The sequence below is a fragment of the Streptomyces sp. NPDC033131 genome, assembly GCF_055578365.1.
Genome location: NZ_JBVIPA010000036.1, coordinates 1 through 18924, shown reverse-complemented (window position 1 = coordinate 18924; position 18924 = coordinate 1). Strand labels below are relative to the sequence as shown.

17 protein-coding genes and 1 rRNA gene are annotated in these 18924 nt (G+C 70.3%); 4 read left to right on the top strand and 14 right to left on the bottom strand.

Going from position 1 to position 18924, the window contains the following annotated elements:
- Window positions 1-141: 141 nt before the first annotated feature.
- Window positions 142-1536 (top strand): FAD-binding oxidoreductase, encoded by a 1395-nt coding sequence (locus ACZ5XS_RS34345; protein WP_468657994.1) that lies wholly within the window; start codon window positions 142-144, stop codon window positions 1534-1536.
- 75 nt (window positions 1537-1611) lie between these two features.
- Here ACZ5XS_RS34345 and ACZ5XS_RS34340 read toward each other — a convergent pair whose 3' ends face one another.
- The 5 genes from ACZ5XS_RS34340 to ACZ5XS_RS34320 all read right to left on the bottom strand — a co-directional run bounded on the left by ACZ5XS_RS34340 (window position 1612) and on the right by ACZ5XS_RS34320 (window position 7388).
- A complete protein-coding gene (locus ACZ5XS_RS34340; protein ID WP_468657992.1) occupies window positions 1612-3333 on the bottom strand; it encodes a bifunctional uroporphyrinogen-III C-methyltransferase/uroporphyrinogen-III synthase in 1722 nt (573 codons plus the stop codon).
- Complete coding sequence (hemC, locus tag ACZ5XS_RS34335) at window positions 3330-4289, bottom strand: hydroxymethylbilane synthase (RefSeq protein ID WP_468657990.1); 960 nt, start codon at window positions 4287-4289, stop codon at window positions 3330-3332. The genes ACZ5XS_RS34340 and hemC overlap by 4 nt, the downstream gene beginning before the upstream one ends.
- On the bottom strand, window positions 4286-6055 hold the full coding sequence (locus ACZ5XS_RS34330; RefSeq protein ID WP_468657988.1) for a glutamyl-tRNA reductase: 1770 nt from the start codon (window positions 6053-6055) through the stop codon (window positions 4286-4288). The genes hemC and ACZ5XS_RS34330 overlap by 4 nt, the downstream gene beginning before the upstream one ends.
- On the bottom strand, window positions 6052-6819 hold the full coding sequence (locus ACZ5XS_RS34325) for a redox-sensing transcriptional repressor Rex (protein ID WP_468657986.1): 768 nt from the start codon (window positions 6817-6819) through the stop codon (window positions 6052-6054). The genes ACZ5XS_RS34330 and ACZ5XS_RS34325 overlap by 4 nt, the downstream gene beginning before the upstream one ends.
- Before the next feature lie 281 nt (window positions 6820-7100).
- Window positions 7101-7388 carry a glutaredoxin family protein gene (locus ACZ5XS_RS34320; protein ID WP_217235370.1) on the bottom strand — a complete coding sequence of 96 codons (288 nt, stop codon included), beginning with the start codon at window positions 7386-7388 and terminating at the stop codon, window positions 7101-7103.
- A 105-nt stretch (window positions 7389-7493) separates the two neighbouring features.
- Here ACZ5XS_RS34320 and ACZ5XS_RS34315 point away from each other — a divergent pair, with 105 nt between their 5' ends.
- The 3 genes from ACZ5XS_RS34315 (at window position 7494) to ACZ5XS_RS34305 (ending at window position 10985) form a co-directional block, all read left to right on the top strand.
- Window positions 7494-8405, top strand: a complete 912-nt coding sequence (locus ACZ5XS_RS34315; RefSeq protein WP_468657984.1) for an HAD family hydrolase — start codon at window positions 7494-7496, stop codon at window positions 8403-8405.
- Between the two features lie 340 nt (window positions 8406-8745).
- Window positions 8746-9519: an ECF subfamily RNA polymerase sigma factor, BldN family gene (locus tag ACZ5XS_RS34310; protein ID WP_468657982.1), complete on the top strand. Its 774-nt coding sequence runs from the start codon at window positions 8746-8748 to the stop codon at window positions 9517-9519.
- A gap of 233 nt (window positions 9520-9752) precedes the next feature.
- Window positions 9753-10985, top strand: a complete 1233-nt coding sequence (locus ACZ5XS_RS34305) for a DUF5667 domain-containing protein (protein ID WP_468657980.1) — start codon at window positions 9753-9755, stop codon at window positions 10983-10985.
- Between the two features lie 75 nt (window positions 10986-11060).
- Here ACZ5XS_RS34305 and ACZ5XS_RS34300 read toward each other — a convergent pair whose 3' ends face one another.
- The 9 genes from ACZ5XS_RS34300 to rrf all read right to left on the bottom strand — a co-directional run.
- On the bottom strand, window positions 11061-12122 hold the full coding sequence (locus tag ACZ5XS_RS34300; RefSeq protein ID WP_468657978.1) for a lysophospholipid acyltransferase family protein: 1062 nt from the start codon (window positions 12120-12122) through the stop codon (window positions 11061-11063).
- Window positions 12123-12136: 14 nt separating this feature from the next.
- Window positions 12137-13198: an NAD-dependent epimerase/dehydratase family protein gene (locus ACZ5XS_RS34295; protein ID WP_217235362.1), complete on the bottom strand. Its 1062-nt coding sequence runs from the start codon at window positions 13196-13198 to the stop codon at window positions 12137-12139.
- Window positions 13199-13424: 226 nt separating this feature from the next.
- Entirely contained in the window at window positions 13425-13523 is a 99-nt protein-coding gene (locus tag ACZ5XS_RS34290; protein ID WP_003948845.1) for a 30S ribosomal protein bS22, read from the bottom strand.
- Between the two features lie 154 nt (window positions 13524-13677).
- Entirely contained in the window at window positions 13678-13887 is a 210-nt protein-coding gene (locus tag ACZ5XS_RS34285) for a helix-turn-helix domain-containing protein (RefSeq protein WP_016437488.1), read from the bottom strand.
- A gap of 129 nt (window positions 13888-14016) precedes the next feature.
- Complete coding sequence (locus ACZ5XS_RS34280) at window positions 14017-14832, bottom strand: phosphatase (RefSeq protein WP_468657976.1); 816 nt, start codon at window positions 14830-14832, stop codon at window positions 14017-14019.
- Between the two features lie 816 nt (window positions 14833-15648).
- Window positions 15649-16821, bottom strand: coding sequence for an acetoin utilization protein AcuC (locus ACZ5XS_RS34275; RefSeq protein WP_468657974.1), 1173 nt, complete (start codon window positions 16819-16821; stop codon window positions 15649-15651).
- Window positions 16772-17986: an MFS transporter gene (locus ACZ5XS_RS34270; protein WP_468657972.1), complete on the bottom strand. Its 1215-nt coding sequence runs from the start codon at window positions 17984-17986 to the stop codon at window positions 16772-16774. Before ACZ5XS_RS34270 ends, ACZ5XS_RS34275 begins: the two co-directional genes overlap by 50 nt.
- A 135-nt stretch (window positions 17987-18121) precedes the next feature.
- On the bottom strand, window positions 18122-18766 hold the full coding sequence (locus tag ACZ5XS_RS34265; protein ID WP_468657970.1) for an HAD family hydrolase: 645 nt from the start codon (window positions 18764-18766) through the stop codon (window positions 18122-18124).
- 71 nt (window positions 18767-18837) lie between these two features.
- Window positions 18838-18924, bottom strand: a 5S ribosomal RNA gene (gene rrf / locus ACZ5XS_RS34260); the annotation flags it as partial.

Below are 18924 nucleotides of genomic sequence, written 5' to 3'. Positions count from 1 at the left end.
GGACGGACACCCCCCGACACGGCCCCGCCCCCCCGACCACAAGGCGCAAAGCACACTGCGCGCCGACCAAACCCCCCACATGCGCCCCGAACCCCACAGGTCCAAGCTGAAAGGACAAGCCTCCCACCCCCGGAGGACGAGATGACGTCCACGCACCACCCCCACCCCACCCCCGACCTCTTCGCCCTCTCCGACGTCAAGGGCCCGGTCCTGCGCCCCGGCGACGACGGCTACGCCGACGAGGTCACCGGCTTCAACCTGGCCGCCCTGCACACCCCCGACGTGGTCATAGGAGCAACCGGCGCCGACGACATAGTCGCGGCGATGCGCTGGGCCACCGCCACCAGCACCCCGGTGGCCGTCCAGGCCACCGGCCACGGCGCCAACTTCCCCATAGCGCACGGCCTGCTGATCACGACCACCCGCATGACGGACGTACAGATCGACCCGGCCACCCGCACCGCGACGGCCGCCGCCGGTGCGAAGTGGCGCCACGTCGTCGACGCCGCGGCCCCCCACGGTCTCGCCCCCCTGACCGGCACCTCCACGGACGCGGGCGTCGTCGGCTACACCCTCGGCGGCGGCCTCCCCGTCCTCGGCCGCACCTACGGCTACGCGGCCGACCTGGTCCACTCGTTCCAGGTCGTGACCCCCGACGGCGCCCTCCGCGAGGTGAACCGGAGCACCGAACCCGAGCTCTTCTGGGCCCTGCGCGGCGGCAAGGGCAACGTAGGCATCGTCACGCAGCTGACCTTCGGCCTGCTCCCCCTCGCCCGCATCCTCGGCGGCGGCATCTACTGCCCCGGCGAGCACACCGAGCCCCTCCTCCGGGCATGGGCGGACTGGACACGCACCGTGCCGAACGAGATGTGCAGCGCGTTCAGCCTCCTGCGTCTCCCCCCGATCCCCCAGATCCCCGAACCACTGCGCGGCGGCTTCTGGGCAAGGGTGGCGATCGCGTGGACGGGCGACCCGGCGGAGGGCGAACGCCTCCTGGCCCCGATCCGCGAGGCCGCCCCCGTGGCGGTCGACATGGTGGAGGAGATGGACCACGCGGCGGTGGACCGCATCTACATGGAGCCGCAGGACCCGCTCCCCGCCCGCGAATCCTGCGCCCTGCTCCGCGACCTGACCCCGGACGCCATCCGCACGTTCCTGGACCAGGTGGGCCCGGACAACCCCGACTGCCCGCTCCTCCTGGTGGAGATCCGCCACATGGGCGGAGCCCTGTCCGACCCGCCGGCGGTCGAGGACGCGATCTGCGCCCGCGACGCGGAGTACTTCCTGGAAACGGTGGCGGTCCTGGCCGCCCCGCCGGCCGCCGAGGCCGTGGAGCAGGCCACGACAGCCCTGCAGACCGCGATGGCCCCGTACGGCACGGGCCGCACGATGGTCAACATCCACGGCACCCCGGGCGACGAAGCGGACCGGGCCCGGGCCTGGACCCCGGAGGTCTACGCCCACCTGCAGCAGGCCAAGTCGACCTACGACCCGGACAACCTCCTGCGCTACGGCCACGCGGTGACCCCGGCCTGACAAAACCAGCGCACCCGAGCCCAGACCAGCCCAGACCAGCCCAGCCAGCCAGCCAGCCAGCCAGCCAGCCCAGGATCAGGTAGTAGTACGCCTCCGCCGAGCCCCCGGCCGCCGCTCACTCGGCCGAGTGACCGCGTCCCCGGCCTCCAGCGCGGCAGCCCTCCGCCGCAACCCGAAGTCGGCGAGAGCCTCGGCCAGCTTGTGCACGGACGGCTCGGGAGCCATGACGTCCACCCGAAGCCCGTGCTCCTCGGCGGTCTTGGCCGTGGCGGGCCCGATACAGGCGATGACGGTCACGTTGTGCGGCTTGCCGGCGATGCCCACAAGGTTGCGCACCGTGCTCGACGAGGTGAACAGCACCGCGTCGAAGCCCCCGCCCTTGATCGCCTCCCGGGTCTCGGCCGGCGGCGGCGACGCCCGCACGGTCCGGTAGGCGGTGACGTCGTCGACCTCCCACCCGAGCTCGATCAGCCCCGCCACCAGCGTCTCGGTGGCGATGTCGGCACGCGGCAGGAACACCCGGTCGATCGGGTCGAAAACCGGGTCGTAAGGAGGCCAGTCCTCCAGCAACCCGGCCGCGGACTGCTCCCCGCTCGGCACAAGATCGGGCTTCACACCGAAGGCGATGAGCGCCTTGGCGGTCTGCTCCCCCACCGCGGCGACCTTGATGCCGGCGAAGGCGCGTGCGTCGAGCCCGTACTCCTCGAACTTCTCCCGAACGGCCTTCACGGCGTTCACGCTCGTGAAGGCGATCCACTCGTACCGCCCGGTCACCAGCCCCTTGACCGCCCGCTCCATCTGCTGCGGCGTCCGCGGCGGCTCGACGGCGATCGTCGGCACCTCGTGCGGTACGGCCCCGTAGGACCGCAGCTGGTCGGAGAGCGAAGCCGACTGCTCCTTGGTCCGCGGTACGAGCACCCTCCAGCCGAACAGCGGCTTGGACTCGAACCACGAGAGCTGCTCACGCTGAGCCGCGGCGGATCGCTCACCGACCACGGCTATGACCGGCCGCGCACCGTCCGGGGACGGCAGCACCTTGGCCTGCTTCAGCGTCTGGGCGATGGTGCCCAGAGTCGCGCACCAGGTCCGCTGCCGAGTAGTGGTACCGGCGACGGTGACGGTCAGCGGCGTATCGGGCTTGCGCCCCGCGGAAACCAGCTCACCGGCCGCGGCGGCCACGGAGTCGAGGGTCGTCGACACCACGACCGTCCCGTCCGACGCCCCCACCTCCGTCCAGCACCGGTCGGAAGCGGTCCGCGCGTCGACGAACCGGACGTCCGCGCCTTCGGCGTCCCGCAGCGGTACCCCGGCGTAGGCGGGCACGCCGACGGCTGCGGCGACCCCGGGGACGACCTCGAAAGGCACCCCCGCGGCGGCGCACGCCAGCATCTCCTCGGCGGCGTACGCGTCGAGCCCGGGATCCCCGGACACCGCACGTACGACCCGCCTGCCGCCCCGCGCGGCCTCCATGACAAGATGTGCGGCATCCCGCACGACGGGGACACTCACGGTTGTCGACGCACCGTCAACAACCTTTAGCTGAGGCGCGCCTGTACCCGGAGTCGGGCCGGAGGACGGATCCCCGGAGGGGTCCGAATCCGTGTCGACGACGGCCACGTCGGACCTGGCGTGCGTACGTACGACGTCGAGCACTTCGTGCCCGGCGACGAGAACGTCCGCGTGCGCCAGCGCCTCGACGGCTCGAAGAGTCAGCAGTCCCGGATCCCCGGGTCCGGCACCAAGGAAGGTGACGTGCCCGTGTTCCAGACCGGCGGCGGGAAGGGTGGTGGGGCTCACTGTGCTCGCTCCCCCATCAGACCGGCCGCGCCCTGGGCAAGCATCTCGGCAGCGAGCTCGCGACCGAGCGCCATTGCCCGGTCATACGTCTCGGGCACGGGACCGGTGGTGGACAGCTGCACCATCCGCGTGCCGTCGGTGGTACCGACGACTGCGCGCAGGCGCATTTCCTTGACAATCTGCCCGTCGGCCAGCAAGTCGGCCAGCGCGCCCACAGGGGCACTGCAACCGGCTTCCAGGGCGGCGAGCAGGGACCGTTCGGCAGTCACGGCGACCCGCGTGAACGGGTCGTCGAGCTCACCGAGCGCGGCGATCAGGTCCGCGTTGTCTGCGGCACACTCGATCGCGAGTGCCCCCTGGCCGGGGGCGGGCAAAACCGTGTCGACCGACAGGAAGTCGGTCACTTCGTCACCGCGGCCGATGCGATTGAGGCCGGCCGCGGCCAGCACCACCGCATCGAGCTCGCCGTCGCGCACGAACCCGATGCGGGTATCGACGTTGCCCCGGATCGGAACCGTCTCGATGTCCAGCCCGTGGCCGCGTGCGTACGCGTTCAGCTGGGCCATCCGCCGGGGCGAACCCGTACCGATGCGCGCGCCGCGCGGCAGGTCGGTGAACTTGAGCGCGTCCCGGGCGACGATCACGTCCCGCGGGTCCTCGCGCTGCGGTACGGCGGCCAGCGCCAGCTGGTCGGGCTGCCCGGTGGGCAGGTCCTTCAGCGAATGAACCGCGAAGTCGACCTCCCCCTTCAGCAGCGCTTCCCGCAGCGCGGTCACGAAGACGCCCGTGCCGCCGATCTGTGCGAGCTGCTCGCGGGAGGTGTCGCCGTAGGTGGTGATCTCGACGAGCTCGACGGGCCGTCCGGTCACCTGGCTCACGGCGTCCGCGACCTGCCCGGACTGGGCCATGGCGAGTTTGCTCCGCCTGGTCCCGAGCCTCAATGCCTTGCTACTCATGCCGGCCCTCGGTTCTTGCTGTTCTCAGGTTCGTCGTCGGCGCCGTCGGCCCGGGAGACGGCGGCCACCGTCTCGGGATCGAGGTCGAACAGGGTCCGCAGCGCGTCCGCGTACCCGGCGCCGCCGGGCTCGGCCGCGAGCTGCTTGACCCGTACGGTCGGCGCGTGCAACAGCTTGTCGACGACGCGCTTCACGGTCTGGGTGATCTCGGCGCGGTGCTTGTCGTCGAGTCCGGGCAGCCGCCCGTCGAGCCGGGCGATCTCGCCGGCGACCACGTCGGCGGCCATCGTCCGCAGCGCGACCACGGTGGGCGTGATGTGCGCGGCCCGCAGCGCCGCCCCGAAGGCCGCGACCTCGTCGGCGACGATACGGCGGACCTGGTCGACGTCGGCCGCCATCGGAGCGTCGGCCGAGGCGTCGGCCAGCGACTCTATGTCCACGAGCCGCACCCCGACCAGCCGGTGCACGGCCGCGTCGATGTCGCGGGGCATGGCCAGGTCGAGGAGGAACAGGGTCGGCTCGGGCCGCGGGATCCCGGCGACGGGCTCGGGCCTGCGCCGCTCGGGCACCCGGCCGACGGTGGCCGCGGCGACGGCCAGCGCGGCGATGGTGTCCGCCTCCTCGGCCGGGTCGAGCACGGTGACGGCACCCGCGGGGGCGGAGGTCTGCTGGCGCTGGGTTCCGTTGTCCACCCAGGCGGCGTGCTGTTCCAGGTCGGCGGCGGCCATCCCGGCCACGGCGGCCTCTCCGAGTACGGAGAACCCGGCGGTGGCCGCCTGCGCGGCCGGCAGGTCGAGCGGACAGCCGTCCTCGGCGCCCAGGCTGGTGGGCGGCAGCTCGCCGGGCCCGGCCTCCGCCACGGCCGTACGACCGGCGTCGGACAGTGCGGGGGAAACGGTCCCGCTCTCCGCGGCGGTCGCTCCCGAACGGCCCTCGACCGCCGCCGCGACCGCCTCGGCCGTCAGCACCAGGCCCGTCGCCCCCGTGCAGGAGACGGCAAGATCGGCACGTGTCAGCTCGACCGGCACCGATTCCATCGGTACCGCGCGGGCCAGCACGTCCGTGTCGTCGCCCTCGGTCAGGATCTGGACCAGCCGCTCGGCGCGGTCGGGGGTGCGGTTGGCGACGACGATCTCGGCGACACCGGCACGCGCGAGCGTGGCCGCGGCCAGCGAGGACATCGAGCCGGCGCCGATGACCAGGGCCTTCTTGCCGCGGGCCCACTGCTCGACGGCGCTGCCGGCGGACAGTTGCTCCAGGCCGAAGGTGACCAGGGACTGCCCGGCCCGGTCGATGCCGGTCTCGGAGTGGGCGCGCTTGCCGACGCGCAGGGCCTGCTGGAAGAGGTCGTTCAGCAGCCGCCCGGCGGAGTGGACGTCCTGCGCCTTGGCGAGGGAGTCCTTTATCTGGCCGAGGACCTGCCCCTCGCCGACGACCATCGAGTCCAGCCCGCAGGCCACCGAGAAGAGATGGTGGACGGCCCGGTCCTCGTAGTGCACGTACAGGTACGGGGTGAGCTCCTCCAGCCCCACTCCGCTGTGCTGGGCGAGCAGCGTGGACAGCTCGGCGACACCGGCGTGGAACTTGTCCACGTCGGCGTACAGCTCGATGCGGTTGCACGTCGCGAGCACCGCGGCCTCGGTGGCGGGCTCCGCCGCGACGGTGTCCTGGAGCAGCTTGAACTGCGCGTCCGCGTTCAGCGCGGCCCGCTCGAGCACGCTGACGGGGGCGCTGCGGTGGCTCAGCCCGACAACAAGAAGACTCATGCCGGCATCACGGCGGGGACGTCCCCGTCTGGGCCCTTGTCGGCGGACTGCTTGCGGGCGACGGCGTGCGGCACCGCGCCGTCGGCAAGGGCGGCGGCCTCCTCGCCGGCCTTGCGCTGCTCGTGGAAGGCGAGGATCTGCAGCTCGATGGAGAGGTCGACCTTGCGCACGTCGACGCCCTCCGGCACGGACAGCACGGTCGGCGCGAAGTTCAGGATGGAGGTCACCCCGGCGGCCACGAGCCGGTCGCAGACCTGCTGGGCGGCACCGGCGGGCGTGGCGATGACCCCGATGGACACGCCGCTGTCGTCGATGATCCGTTCCAGCTCGTCGGTGTGCTGGACGGGGATCCCGGCCACCGGCTTTCCGGCCATCGCGGGGTCGGCGTCTATGAGCGCGGCGACCCGGAATCCACGCGAGGCGAAGCCGCCGTAGTTGGCGAGGGCGGCGCCGAGGTTACCGATACCGACGATCACTACCGGCCAGTCCTGGGTCAGGCCCAGCTCACGGGAGATCTGGTAGACGAGGTACTCGACGTCGTAGCCCACACCACGCGTTCCGTACGAGCCCAGGTAAGAGAAGTCCTTGCGCAGCTTCGCGGAGTTGACCCCCGCGGCGGCCGCGAGCTCCTCGGAGGAGACCGTGGGCACCGAGCGCTCCGACAGTGCGGTCAGGGCGCGGAGGTACAGCGGAAGGCGGGCGACGGTGGCCTCGGGAATCCCTCGGCTACGGGTCGCCGGTCGGTGAGATCGGCCAGTTGCCACGGTGCTCCTGCGGGTAGAGCGGGGCTGCAGGCGGTCACACGTTCCCAGACCGCCCCGTCGAAAGCAGGCTATGTCTTTGTGAACGCGTGCACAAAGATGGTGTCCGATTTGCCCGGCCAACGTGACCGGGGTCACGCGCCCCCGGCGCACCTGTACGGAACCGGCGCACGCCCACCACCGTTCCTCTTCTCTTGGGGGCAAAACCGCACACGCTCCTCTACGATTCCCGCCCCCGAGACCACGTCGCCTTCGATCCTAAGCGACGTTCCGGACCAGTTGGACTACTCGGTCAGTGCCTTGCGGAGGCGGCCCTCGTCCACCCGCCAGAAGGTGTGCTGCGCTCCGTCGACGAGCACGACGGGGATCTGTTCCCAGTACTGGTCGTGGAGTTGGGGATCCTGGGTGATGTCCTTCCGCTCCCAGGGGACGCCGAGATCGGCACACACCTTCTCGACCACGATCTGTGCGTCATCACACAGATGACACCCTGGTTTGCGGACGAGAGTGACGAGCCGGTCCTGTGGGGGCCTCGGGGCGTTGCGCCGAAAGAGGGGAGTCATGTCGGCCATTCTCACGCCGTCGGGCCGACTCTTTAACGACTCGGTCGCCGAGAGTTCACACCCTCCGAACCTCGCGACTCCGGAACCACCGAACAGACTGGCTATGCTCACGCCATGGCCGCTCTCGGATGGCTCACTCCCCGTAGGCGCTCCGCCACGGCGCGGAGCGTGTTGGCAGGCGAGGCCTCGGCGGAGGCCGCGCGCAAGTCCACGCAGGAGACCGCCGGTGAGGAACCGGCGTTCCCGGTGCACGGCGACGCGCATGCCGCCGCCTTCTTCGACCTGGACAACACCGTCATGCAGGGCGCCGCCCTGTTCCACTTCGGGCGGGGGCTGTACAAGCGGAAGTTCTTCGAGACCCGCGACCTCGCCAAGTTCGCCTGGCAGCAGGCGTGGTTCCGGCTGGCCGGCGTCGAGGACCCGGAACACATGCAGGAGGCCCGCGACTCGGCGCTGTCGATCGTCCAGGGCCACCGCGTCTCCGAGCTGATGTCGATCGGCGAGGAGATCTACGACGAGTACATGGCCGAGCGCATCTGGCCCGGCACCCGGGCCCTGGCCCAGGCGCACCTGGACGCGGGCCAGAAGGTGTGGCTGGTCACAGCCGCCCCGGTGGAGATCGCCCAGGTCATCGCCCGCCGCCTCGGCCTGACCGGCGCGCTCGGCACGGTCGCCGAGTCCGTCGACGGCGTCTACACGGGCAAGCTGGTCGGCGAACCCCTGCACGGCCCGGCGAAGGCGGAGGCGGTCCGCGCGCTGGCCGCGGCGGAGGCCCTGGACCTGACCCGCTGCGCCGCCTACAGCGACTCGCACAACGACATCCCGATGCTCTCGCTGGTCGGCCACCCCTACGCCATCAACCCGGACAGCAAGCTGCGCAAGCACGCCCGCCGGCTCGAGTGGCGTCTGCGCGACTACCGCACCGGGCGCAAGGCGGCGAAGGTCGGCATCCCGGCGGCCGCGGGCGTGGGCGCGGTGGCCGGCGGCACGGCGGCGGCGATCGCCCTGCACAAGCGGCGTCGCTGACACCGGGCGTCACAACAGGTCACGCCCGGCGCGCCCGGCCAATCCCGGGGTCGTACCCCGTTACCCCGCTGTCCAGTCCCGTTGGCTGCACACGGCCACAACACGCCCCGGACCCAGACGGAACACAACCCTTTTCGATCAACAACCGATCACTGACCGGTACTTGATCGGGCGTCATTCGGTTACAGAAGCGACGTAATCGGTGATTTGAGCAACTGCGTGTAGCAGCGCCTGCACTAAGCGTTATTCTCCTCAAACGCAATCCGGTACCCCTTCCGTCGCTACGACGGGTGAATGGTCCCGCACTGCACGTGATGGAAGCTCTGCCTCTGGGAGTCCCGTGTACCCACACGTCGGGGTTGACGCCTCGGGCCTGGCTACGCTGCGCGCAACGGTCCAAGACCTGTTGCGCGGCTTCGTCCCCACCGCGTACGCCGTCCCTGCCCTCGCCGTTGCCACCACCCCCGTCGGCCCGTGCTACGCGCTCGCCGACGGCAGCGCCGCCGTCGGAAGACGAGGGCGTTCGACCGGTGCCACAACCAGCCGCCGTCCCGCCGCGGACAGCGACAGCGCCCGCATGATGGATCTTGTGGAGCGCGCTCAGGCCGGCGAGGCCGATGCCTTCGGCCGTCTCTACGACCAGTACAGCGACACCGTGTACCGGTACATCTACTACCGAGTGGGAGGCAAGGCCACCGCTGAGGATCTCACCAGCGAGACGTTCCTGCGCGCACTGCGCCGGATCGGCACGTTCACCTGGCAGGGCCGCGACTTCGGCGCGTGGCTCGTCACGATCGCCCGCAACCTGGTGGCCGACCACTTCAAGTCGAGCCGTTTCCGGCTGGAAGTCACCACCGGCGAGATGCTCGACGCCAACGAGGTCGAGCGCTCCCCCGAGGACTCCGTCCTGGAGTCGCTTTCGAACGCCGCCCTCCTCGATGCCGTAAAACGGCTCAACCCCCAGCAGCAGGAGTGCGTGACACTCCGCTTCCTCCAGGGGCTCTCCGTCGCCGAGACCGCCCGCGTGATGGGCAAGAACGAGGGTGCCATCAAGACCCTCCAGTACCGCGCCGTACGCACGCTGGCCCGGCTCCTCCCGGAAGACGCCCGCTGACAGAACACACTCGGTAATACCCAACTCGCAGTCAGTGAAAGTCCGTTGACTTCCCGATCCGCTCGTCCGTCGTCCGTAACCCAAGTGCCGCGCCGCTCGTTGTGCGGGATGCAGGCTCCCTGTGGTCACTCCCTGGCCGACTTCGATCACTCGATCGAGTGCTTGTGGTCAGGGCGTGCAACCCTCAGGACCCCCTGGGGAGTCGACCGTCTTGACGAGAGGAGGTGCCGCCAGTGATCGCGAACGTATCGGCGCACCGGCGGGCGAACGCCTTCGCCCAGGCCCTGGAGGAGCAGTCCGGCCAGGGCACGGCGGCCGAGCAGTCCGACGGACCACCGCCGTCCCCGACTGCTGCGGAACAGACCGAGCAGGGCCGCCTCACGGCCCTCGCCACCGGTCTCGGCGAGCTGCCCAAGCCGCAGCTGGACCCCGCGGTCAAGGTCGTCCAGCGGGCCCAGCTCGTGGCCGCGATGGAGGCCATGCTGCTGGAGGGCACCGCGGGAGGCGAGACAGACCGTTCGGTGCCGGAGCAGCGCTCCCGGTCCCGGGGCGCCCACCGGGCGAGCCCCCTGGGCAAGCTCCGACCGCGTTCCCGGCTCACCAAGGGCCTCGCCGCGGGCGGACTCAGCGTCGGTGTCGCCGCCGGCGCGTTCGGCGGAGTCGCCGCGGCGAGCTCGGACGCCCTGCCCGGCGACTCCCTCTACGGCCTCAAGCGAGGCATCGAGGACTTCAAACTCACCTACATGTCCGACGGGGACGACGAGCGCGGCGTGGCCTACCTCGACCAGGCCTCCACCCGCCTCAGCGAGGCCCGCCGGCTGATGGAACGCGACCGCGGCGGCCCGCTCGACCACGAGTCCCTCGGCGAGGTCCGCCGCGCCCTGTCCGGCATGACCCACGACGCCTCCGAGGGCCACCGGCTACTCACGGCGGCGTACGAACGCGACCCGGACTCCCTCGGCCCCATCCAGGCCCTGGACACCTTCTCGCGCTCGCACCGGGAGGCCTGGGGCGCGCTCCGCGACCGGCTGCCCGTCCAGCTCGGTGACGTCAGCCAGCAGGTGTCGTCGGTCTTCGACGCCATAGACGAAGAGGTCGCCCCGCTCCAGTCCCTCCTCCCGAAACCCCCGGCTCCGGGCGGCGGCAGCGGTCAGCGGCAGGACTCCGGGCCGGCATCCTCCGACACCTCGACCGGTTCGGGCCGTTCGTCGGCGCCCAGTACCGGCGACGGCGGCTCCTCCGACGGCAGCGGGACCGGCAGCAACAGCCCCAGCAAGTCGGCCGGCTCCGGCACCGAGGACGACGGCCTCCTGGGCGGCAACACCGGCGGCCTCCTCGACCCGCCCGAGGACACCGGCAGCACCTCCCCGCCCACCACGACGCCGACCACCCAGCCCGACGTCACCGTCCCGCCGCTCCTCCCCGGCCTGCTGCCCGGCCTGGGCATCGACTCGGAGGACGAGTAAGAGTCCGTACGACGACGGGGCGCCCCTCTCAGGAGGGGCGCCCTCGTCGTCGTACACGGGCTTCCGTCAGGTCTCTCAGAAGAAGACCGACCGACGCTGCACCAGCAGCTTGTAGAGCGTGTGCTGGATCTGTTCGCGGACCTGGTCGGTCAGGTTGAACATCAGCATCGGGTCCTCGGCGGCCTCCGGCGGATAGCCGTCCGTCGGGATCGGCTCCCCGAACTGGATGGTCCACTTGGTCGGCAGCGGGATCCCGCCCAGCGGGCCGAGCCACGGGAAGGTCGGCGTGAGCGGGAAGTACGGGAAGCCGAGGACCCTGGCGAGGGTCTTGGCGTTGCCGATCATCGGGTAGATCTCCTCGGCCCCGACGATCGAGCACGGGATGATCGGGGTGCCCTGGCGCAGCGCCGTCGAGACGAAGCCGCCACGGCCGAACCGCTGGAGCTTGTAACGCTCGCTGAAGGGCTTGCCGATGCCCTTGAAGCCCTCCGGCATCACTCCGACCACCTCGCCCTGGGCCAGCAGCCGTTCGGCGTCCTCCGCACAGGCCAGCGTGTGGCCGAGCTTGCGGGCCAGCTCGTTGACCACCGGCAGCATGAACACCAGGTCCGCCGCCAGGAGCCGCAGATGACGGTTGGCGGGATGATGGTCGTGGACGGCCACCTGCATCATCAGGCCGTCCAGCGGCAGCGTCCCGGAGTGGTTGGCGACGATCAGCGCCCCGCCCTCGGCCGGGATGTTCTCGACGCCCTTCACCTCGACCCGGAAGTACTTCTCGTACACCGGGCGCAGCAGGGACATCAGGACCTGGTCGGTCAAGTCCTCGTCGTAGCCGAAGTCGTCGACCTCGTAGTCACCGGTGAGGCGGCGGCGCAGGAAGGCGAGGCCGCCCGCGACACGGCGTTCGAGGCCGCCGTGCGCACTCTCCTCCGGCGGCTGCTGGGGCAGCTGTTCCTCACGGGTCACAAGAACATCATCCTGCGCGGGCGCCCTGCTGGGCAGGGGCTGGACCTCACGGACCTGCGCCGATTCCGTGCCCTTGCGCCGGCTGCCCGCGCTCCGGCGCCGCGGCGGGCGCTGCACGGCGCTCCCGCGGGACCGGTCGTCGTCGAACGGAATGACCTTGGCGTCCGCCATCGTTGATGCGCTCCTCAGTTGGCGCTCTGCGTCGGGGGGTGGCCGCTGCCCGCCAGCGGCAGCGCGGCGATCCGGTCGACGGCCCCCGCAAGGGCCTCCGGCGGCAAAAGCCCCGGTCCGCGACTGCGCGCGAACTCCGCGAACGTCTCCGCCGTCGTGTACTTCGGCTTGAATCCGAGCGTCTCACGCATCTGGGTCGTCGACACGACCCGGCCGTGGGTGAGCAGCCGGATCTGTTCGGGCGAGAAGTCCGTCATGCCCAGCGTACGCACCAGGGATCCGGCCCAGGTGACCGCGGGAAGCAGCAGCGGCACCGTGGGCCGGCCCAGTCGCCGCGAGCACTGCGACAGCAGCAGCACGCCGTCCCCGGCGATGTTGAAGGTCCCGCTGTTGAGCGTGCCCCGCGCCGGTTCGTGCGAGGCGATCCGCAGCACCTCGATCACGTCGTCCTCGTGCACGAACTGCAGCCGGGGGTCGTAGCCCAGCACGGTCGGCAGGATCGGCAGCGAGAAGTACGCGGCGAGCGGTGTCTCCGCCGTCGGGCCGAGGATGTTGGCGAAGCGCAGCACGCACACGGCGACGTCCGGCCGCCGCCGGGCGAACCCGCGCACATACCCCTCGACCTCCACCGCGTCCTTGGCGAACCCGCCACTGGGCAGCGACTTCGGCGGGGTGGTCTCGGTGAAGACGGCGGGATCGCGCGGCGCGGATCCGTACACGTTCGTACTGGACTTGACCACGAGCCGCTTCACGGTCGGCGACTTCTGACACGCGCCCAGCAGCTGCATGGTGCCGATGACGTTGGTCTCCTTGACGGAGGTCCGGCTGCCGCTGCCGAGCGCGGTGCCGGTGACGTCCATGTGGACGACCGTGTCGGCGGCCGTCTCGGCGAGCACACGCGCTATCCCGGGCTGCCGGATGTCGGCCTGGATGAAGTCCGCGCCGCCCAGGTGGTGCTCGGGCGGAACCGCGTCCACGGCGATCACCCGGTCCACCTGCGGGTCACGCTGAATGCGTCGTACGAAACGGCCCCCCAGTTGACGGGCCACTCCGGTCACGAGCACGACCTTGCCCAAGATCAGCGCCTTCCTTCCAGCCCATCCGGCACTCGTAGCCTGCCGCGTTCCCCGTGTCCGGCCAACCTAGCGGGTTGATGTTGCGCTGTGATGACTGCCCACTGCAAGAAGTGACGACATCAAGCCCCCGAGTGACGACCCGAACCCCGGACGCGTGTACCCGGACACGCGTGTGGCCCCCCACCATCATGGGTGGGGGGCCACAAACGCGCTCTCGCGGTGTCGCTTACTTCTTGTTGCGACGCTGAACGCGCGTGCGCTTGAGCAGCTTGCGGTGCTTCTTCTTGGCCATCCGCTTGCGCCGCTTCTTAATAACAGAGCCCACGACTACCCTCGCTCACTTCTCATCACTCGGTGCTGGGCGCCATGGGCCCATACGACCTACGAGGGGCTAGCCTACCCGCCCGAGCGCTGAGGTTGTAATCGAGGTGCCGGGGCGATCCCTGACCTTGCCCTGAGGATCCCCCCGGCCACCGTCGTCAGGCGGTTTCCACCCCCACATAGCTCTCGCGGAGGTATTCGTGAACCGCGTTCTCGGGGACACGGAAGGACCGCCCCACCCTGATCGCGGGCAGATGACCGCTGTGCACCAAGCGGTACACGGTCATCTTCGACACTCGCATCACCGAGGCGACTTCCGCCACGGTAAGGAACTGAACCTCGCTCAGAGGCCTCTGCTCAGCAGCCATGACACACCTGAACCTTCCGCACTCGACGGCCACCGGCTTCCCCTTCCGGTGACTCTTCGTCGCTGCGTGCTCACTCCCCAATGTAGGGGCGGGTGATGCAAGTGGGGAAGAGGTGCACCCATCGGCGGCCTACTGTGACAGACACGCTCGATTGAGTACGTAGCGGGTCAGCGGCCGGTAGTAATCAGACCGCACAGCGTCATCAAGTGGAACGACGACGGACACGGCCCCCTCCGCCTCCCCCACGAAGAGCGCGGGGTCGTTCGTATCCGCCAGCCCAATGGCCTCACACCCCAGCTGACCTGCTCCGCAGACCCATCCGTGGTCTCCGATGACGAGCTCGGGAAGAGGCCCGCCGGCGTCCGCGGCCGCGGCCAGCGCGACCCGAACCGGGAGCGGCGAGTGCGTGTGTGCGCCGGTCGCACCACCGGAGCTCGGCGCGCTCGGTTCCCGCACCAGCGCGACTCCTCGTACGTAGTCAAGGTTGTACGTGCGTAGACCGAACCGGGTCGTTATGTCGACAGAGTGACCCTGCGCCGGGGTGAGGACGGCACACCCCGCCGCCGACAACGCGTCCGCCAAGGCGGCGTAGAAACCGAGCAGTCGATGGGGGTGCCCGGTCCCGAGGAGGACCGTGGCGCCACGCCGGGCGGCCGCCTCGATCCGCTCGGCGAAGGCGTCCAGGGCGGCCAGCGTTCGATCCGGATCGATCACATCATGGCCTTCGACATGCCGAGGGTCGCCCGAAACGCCACACTTGTCCGCCATCAATCCGATCAAATCTCGCTGCCCCCAGGACCACTGAGGATCAAGCCCGATCAGCACCCGAGGATCCCGAGCAGCGAACAACCGATAACTCCGCAGACTCTCCTCCCGCGAGGTCGCCACCGTCCCGGCCAACCCCGCAGCAAGCAGATGGGCACGCAGCGCCCCGACGCTCAACACGCTGCGATGCTGACGGAAATCCCCTGCCCCTGCGACACGAACCCCCAAACACCGCACAGTCGGCCTAACCCCCACCCACCCCGACCCGTTGGCGAGGTAGGCGCTTCGGTCAAATGGCAGAGGGACTTCGGGGGAGAGAAGGGGGGTGAGCGGGGCACGGTCACAGCCGGGGGCAGGACCTCGCAGGGGGTACGGGCCTGGGGCGGCCGCGGAGGGGGTGCGACTGGCGGGGCGCAGCCTGACGCGGCAGATCCGGGCCAGGGGGATACGGAGGCGGGAACCCTCGCGGGGGCTCTCCCCAGCGTCTCCAACGGCCCTTCTCGCGCCCGGTGACGCCACCCCCAGGTCATCCTCCGACAGGGGGACAGTCATGCCGGCCTGGACCAACGGCCCTCTTGCAGGACCGCGGAAAAACATGACGAGGGACCACGCCAGAACCCTTGGGCCCAAGGGCCCACGCGCGCGGTCCCCTCCGCAGGCACGGAGGCCAAGCCCGAGAGGACGCAGAGAACGCGGCCCCCGCCGACGCGCAGGACGGCGCCCTGCAAGGGGTGAGAGGAGCCCAGCGCCAAGCGCACAAGCCCGAGCCGGCGGGGAGGCCAGGAAGGCAACCCCGCCGAGGGCCGAGCCCCACCCGCACCCGAGTCGGCCTCGCAGCCCCGCCGGGGATCCAGGGCCCAGCCCCACCGACAGCCCACCCCACCCGGGTCCAGGGGCGCAGCCAGCCCCTGGCGGGGTCGAAGGGGCAGCGCCCCTGGGGATGGGACGGGTAGGGGCGGCGGGGGCGAGAAGACACCCCCCGCCAACCCCACCCCCCTATGCCAACAACCCCCGCAAGGGAAACACCGCCCGCCGAGCCGCCAGAACCGCCTGATCCAACCGATCCGCAGGGTCGTACCCCGCCTCCCACGAGGCCCACCCCACAGGCCACCGCCCATCAGTCATCCGCCCCGGCCCCAACTGCCGCGTCCGAGCGAACACCTCCTGCCGCCACCCCTCAGGAATCACCGCCGTAGGCTCCACCGCCCGCCCCGCCGCGATCGCCACCAGATGGGTCCACGACCGCGGCACCACATCCACCACCGCGTACCCGCCCCCACCCAACGCGACCCATCGCCCGTCGGCGTACTCGTGCGCCAGGTCATGACATGCCACCTGCACAGCCCGCTGCGCATCAAGAGACACGGCCAGATGAGCCAACGGATCCTCGAAATGCGTATCGGCCCCATGCTGGGTCACCAGCACCTGCGGCCGAAAGTCGGCGATCACCTCAGGCACCACCGCATGGAACGCCCGCAACCACCCCGCGTCCCCGGTCCCCGCCGGCAGCGCGACATTCACCGCCGCCCCCTCCGCGCTCTCCGCCCCCGTCTCCTCCGGCCACCCGGTCTGCGGAAACAACGTACGAGGATGCTCGTGCAGCGAAATCGTCAGAACCCGCGGATCCTCCCAGAACGCCGCCTGCACCCCGTCCCCGTGGTGCACGTCCACATCCACATAGGCGACCCGCTCGGCACCAAGCTCCAGCAACCGGGCAACGGCAAGCGACGCGTCGTTGTAGATGCAGAACCCCGACGCAGCCCCCGGCATCGCATGATGCAACCCACCCGCGAAGTTCACCGCGTGCAGCGCGTCACCCCGCCACACGGCCTCCGCGGCACCCACCGACTGCCCCGCGATCAGCGCGGACACCTCATGCATCCCGGCGAACGCCGGATCGTCCATGGTCCCCAGCCCGTACGACCCGTCAGCCGCCCCTGGATCCACCGAGGCCGCCTTGACGGCCTCGATGTAGTCCTCCCGGTGGACCAGCCGCAGCGTCGACTCCCCGGCCGGCTTGGCGGCCACGACCGACATCTCCCGATCAAGCCCGAAGGCCTGGACAAGCCTCCAGGTCAGGTCCAGCCGGACCGGATCCATCGGATGATCCGGACCGAAGTCATAGCCCGTTACTGCCTCGTCCCACATCAGCTGTGCGCGGCCGCTCATGCCCGCCACCGTATCGGTCCGGTTGAGCGGCGAACGACCGGGCGTACACGAGCGTCACCAGCACCAACACCATCGGCACGAGCATGGCCCCGCGATAGGTCCAGGCGTCCCCCAACGCCCCGACCAACGGCGACCCGACCAGGAACCCGACGTAGTTGAAGACATTGAGCCGAGCCACAGCCGCATCGGACGCCCCCGGGAACAACCGCCCCGCCGCCGCGAAGGTCTGCGGCACCAGCACACACAACCCGAGCCCCAGCAGCGTGAACCCGAGCATCCCGACCCACGGCCCGGGCGCCACCGCCACCACCCCGAACCCGACCGCCGCCAGCAACGCCCCCGCCCGCACGACCGCGACCGCCCCGAACCGCCGTACCCCGAGGTCCCCGAGCGCCCGCCCGACCAGCGTGGTCACCATGTACACGTTGTACGGCACGGTCGCCAGCTGCTCACTGCTTCCCAGCACGTCCTGCAGGTACTTCGCGCTCCAGTTGGAGACGGTCGAATCCCCGATGTACGCGAAACACATCACCAGACACAGCGGCAGGAGCAGCTTGAAGGCGAGGGCCCCACCCTCGCCCTTCTCCTCCACGACATCGGCGTCCCCACCCCCGTCGACGTACCAGCGACTCCCCACCAGCGCGGCCGGCAACAACACCAGCACCACCGGCAGATACGACACCCACAACGCGAGATGCCAGTGCGCCCCCGCCCAGGCGAGCGAGGCCCCCAGAATCCCGCCCAGGCTGTACACGGCATGGAAACTGAGCATGATGCTGCGCCGGTACGCCCGCTGCAGACTCACCCCGAGCATGTTCATCGACGCGTCCAGCGCCCCCACGGCGAGCCCGAAGGCGGCGAGCGACACGCCCAGCTGGAGCATCGACTCCCCCACCCCCACCCCGAGCAGCGCCAGGAGCACGACGGGTTGGGACCAGCGGAGCACGCGGCTGGGCGGTATTCGCTTCACCAACTGCTCGGTACTCACGCTCCCGACCCCGGCCAGGATCGGCACGGCCGCGAGAAACGCGGGCAGCAACGCGTCGGAGACCCCGTATCGGTCCTGGATGGCCGGGATCCGCGTCACGAGCAGGGCGAAGGCGACACCCTGCGCGAAGAAGCTGAACGCCAGCGAGGCCCTACCGCGCCGCAGCACATCAGTCATGGCGGCGAGCGTAGGGCCCCGGCGTACTCGTGGGTAGATCCAGCCAAAGATGAGTTTCCCTCAGCTTTACTTGCCACCGGGCGTCGGCGACACCAAAACGCCCTCTGGAACGAGCGGCGCACGGCACGGCGAAGGTCAGATCAGCAGGTCAGCCAACTCGCCCATGTCCGAGAAGAGTTGAGTGGCACCCACCAGCCGCTCGGCAGGAGTCATGGCAGTGAACCCGTACACATCCATCTCGGCCGACACGGCCGCCCGCACTCCCAGCGGACTGTCCTCGATGACGACACACCGCTCGGGCGCCCTCCCCATCCGCTCGGCCGCGTACAGGAACAGGTCCGGCGCCGGCTTCCCCCGCCCCACATCCTGCGAACTGAAGATCCGCCCCTCCTCGAACCACCGGTCCAGCCCGGTCTTCCGATGCCCCACCCGAATCCGCTCATGGCTCCCGGAGGAGGCGACACAGTACGGCACCCCGTCCGCGGCCAGCTTCTCCAACACCCCCACGGCCCCGGCCACCGGTTCCAGCTCCCGCTCAAAGGCCGCGAACACCCGCCCATGGAAGACGTCGTCGAAGTCCTCGGGAAGCCGCCTGCCCGTACGCTCCCGGACAAGGTCGTGGATCCGATGCATCGCGGAGCCCATGTAGTCCCGAATGGAGTCCTCGTACGACGTCGGGTGCCCGAGCTCGGTCAGATAGCCGGCCAGGAGCCGGTTCGAGATGGGCTCGCTGTCGACGAGGACACCGTCGTTGTCGAAGATGACTAGGTCATAACGCATGCCCCGACCCTAAACGACCCGGAAAAACAGAAAACCCCCGCGCCAATGGCACGGGGGTTTTCTCAAAAATTGTTCGGCGGCGTCCTACTCTCCCACAGGGTCCCCCCTGCAGTACCATCGGCGCTGTAAGGCTTAGCTTCCGGGTTCGGAATGTAACC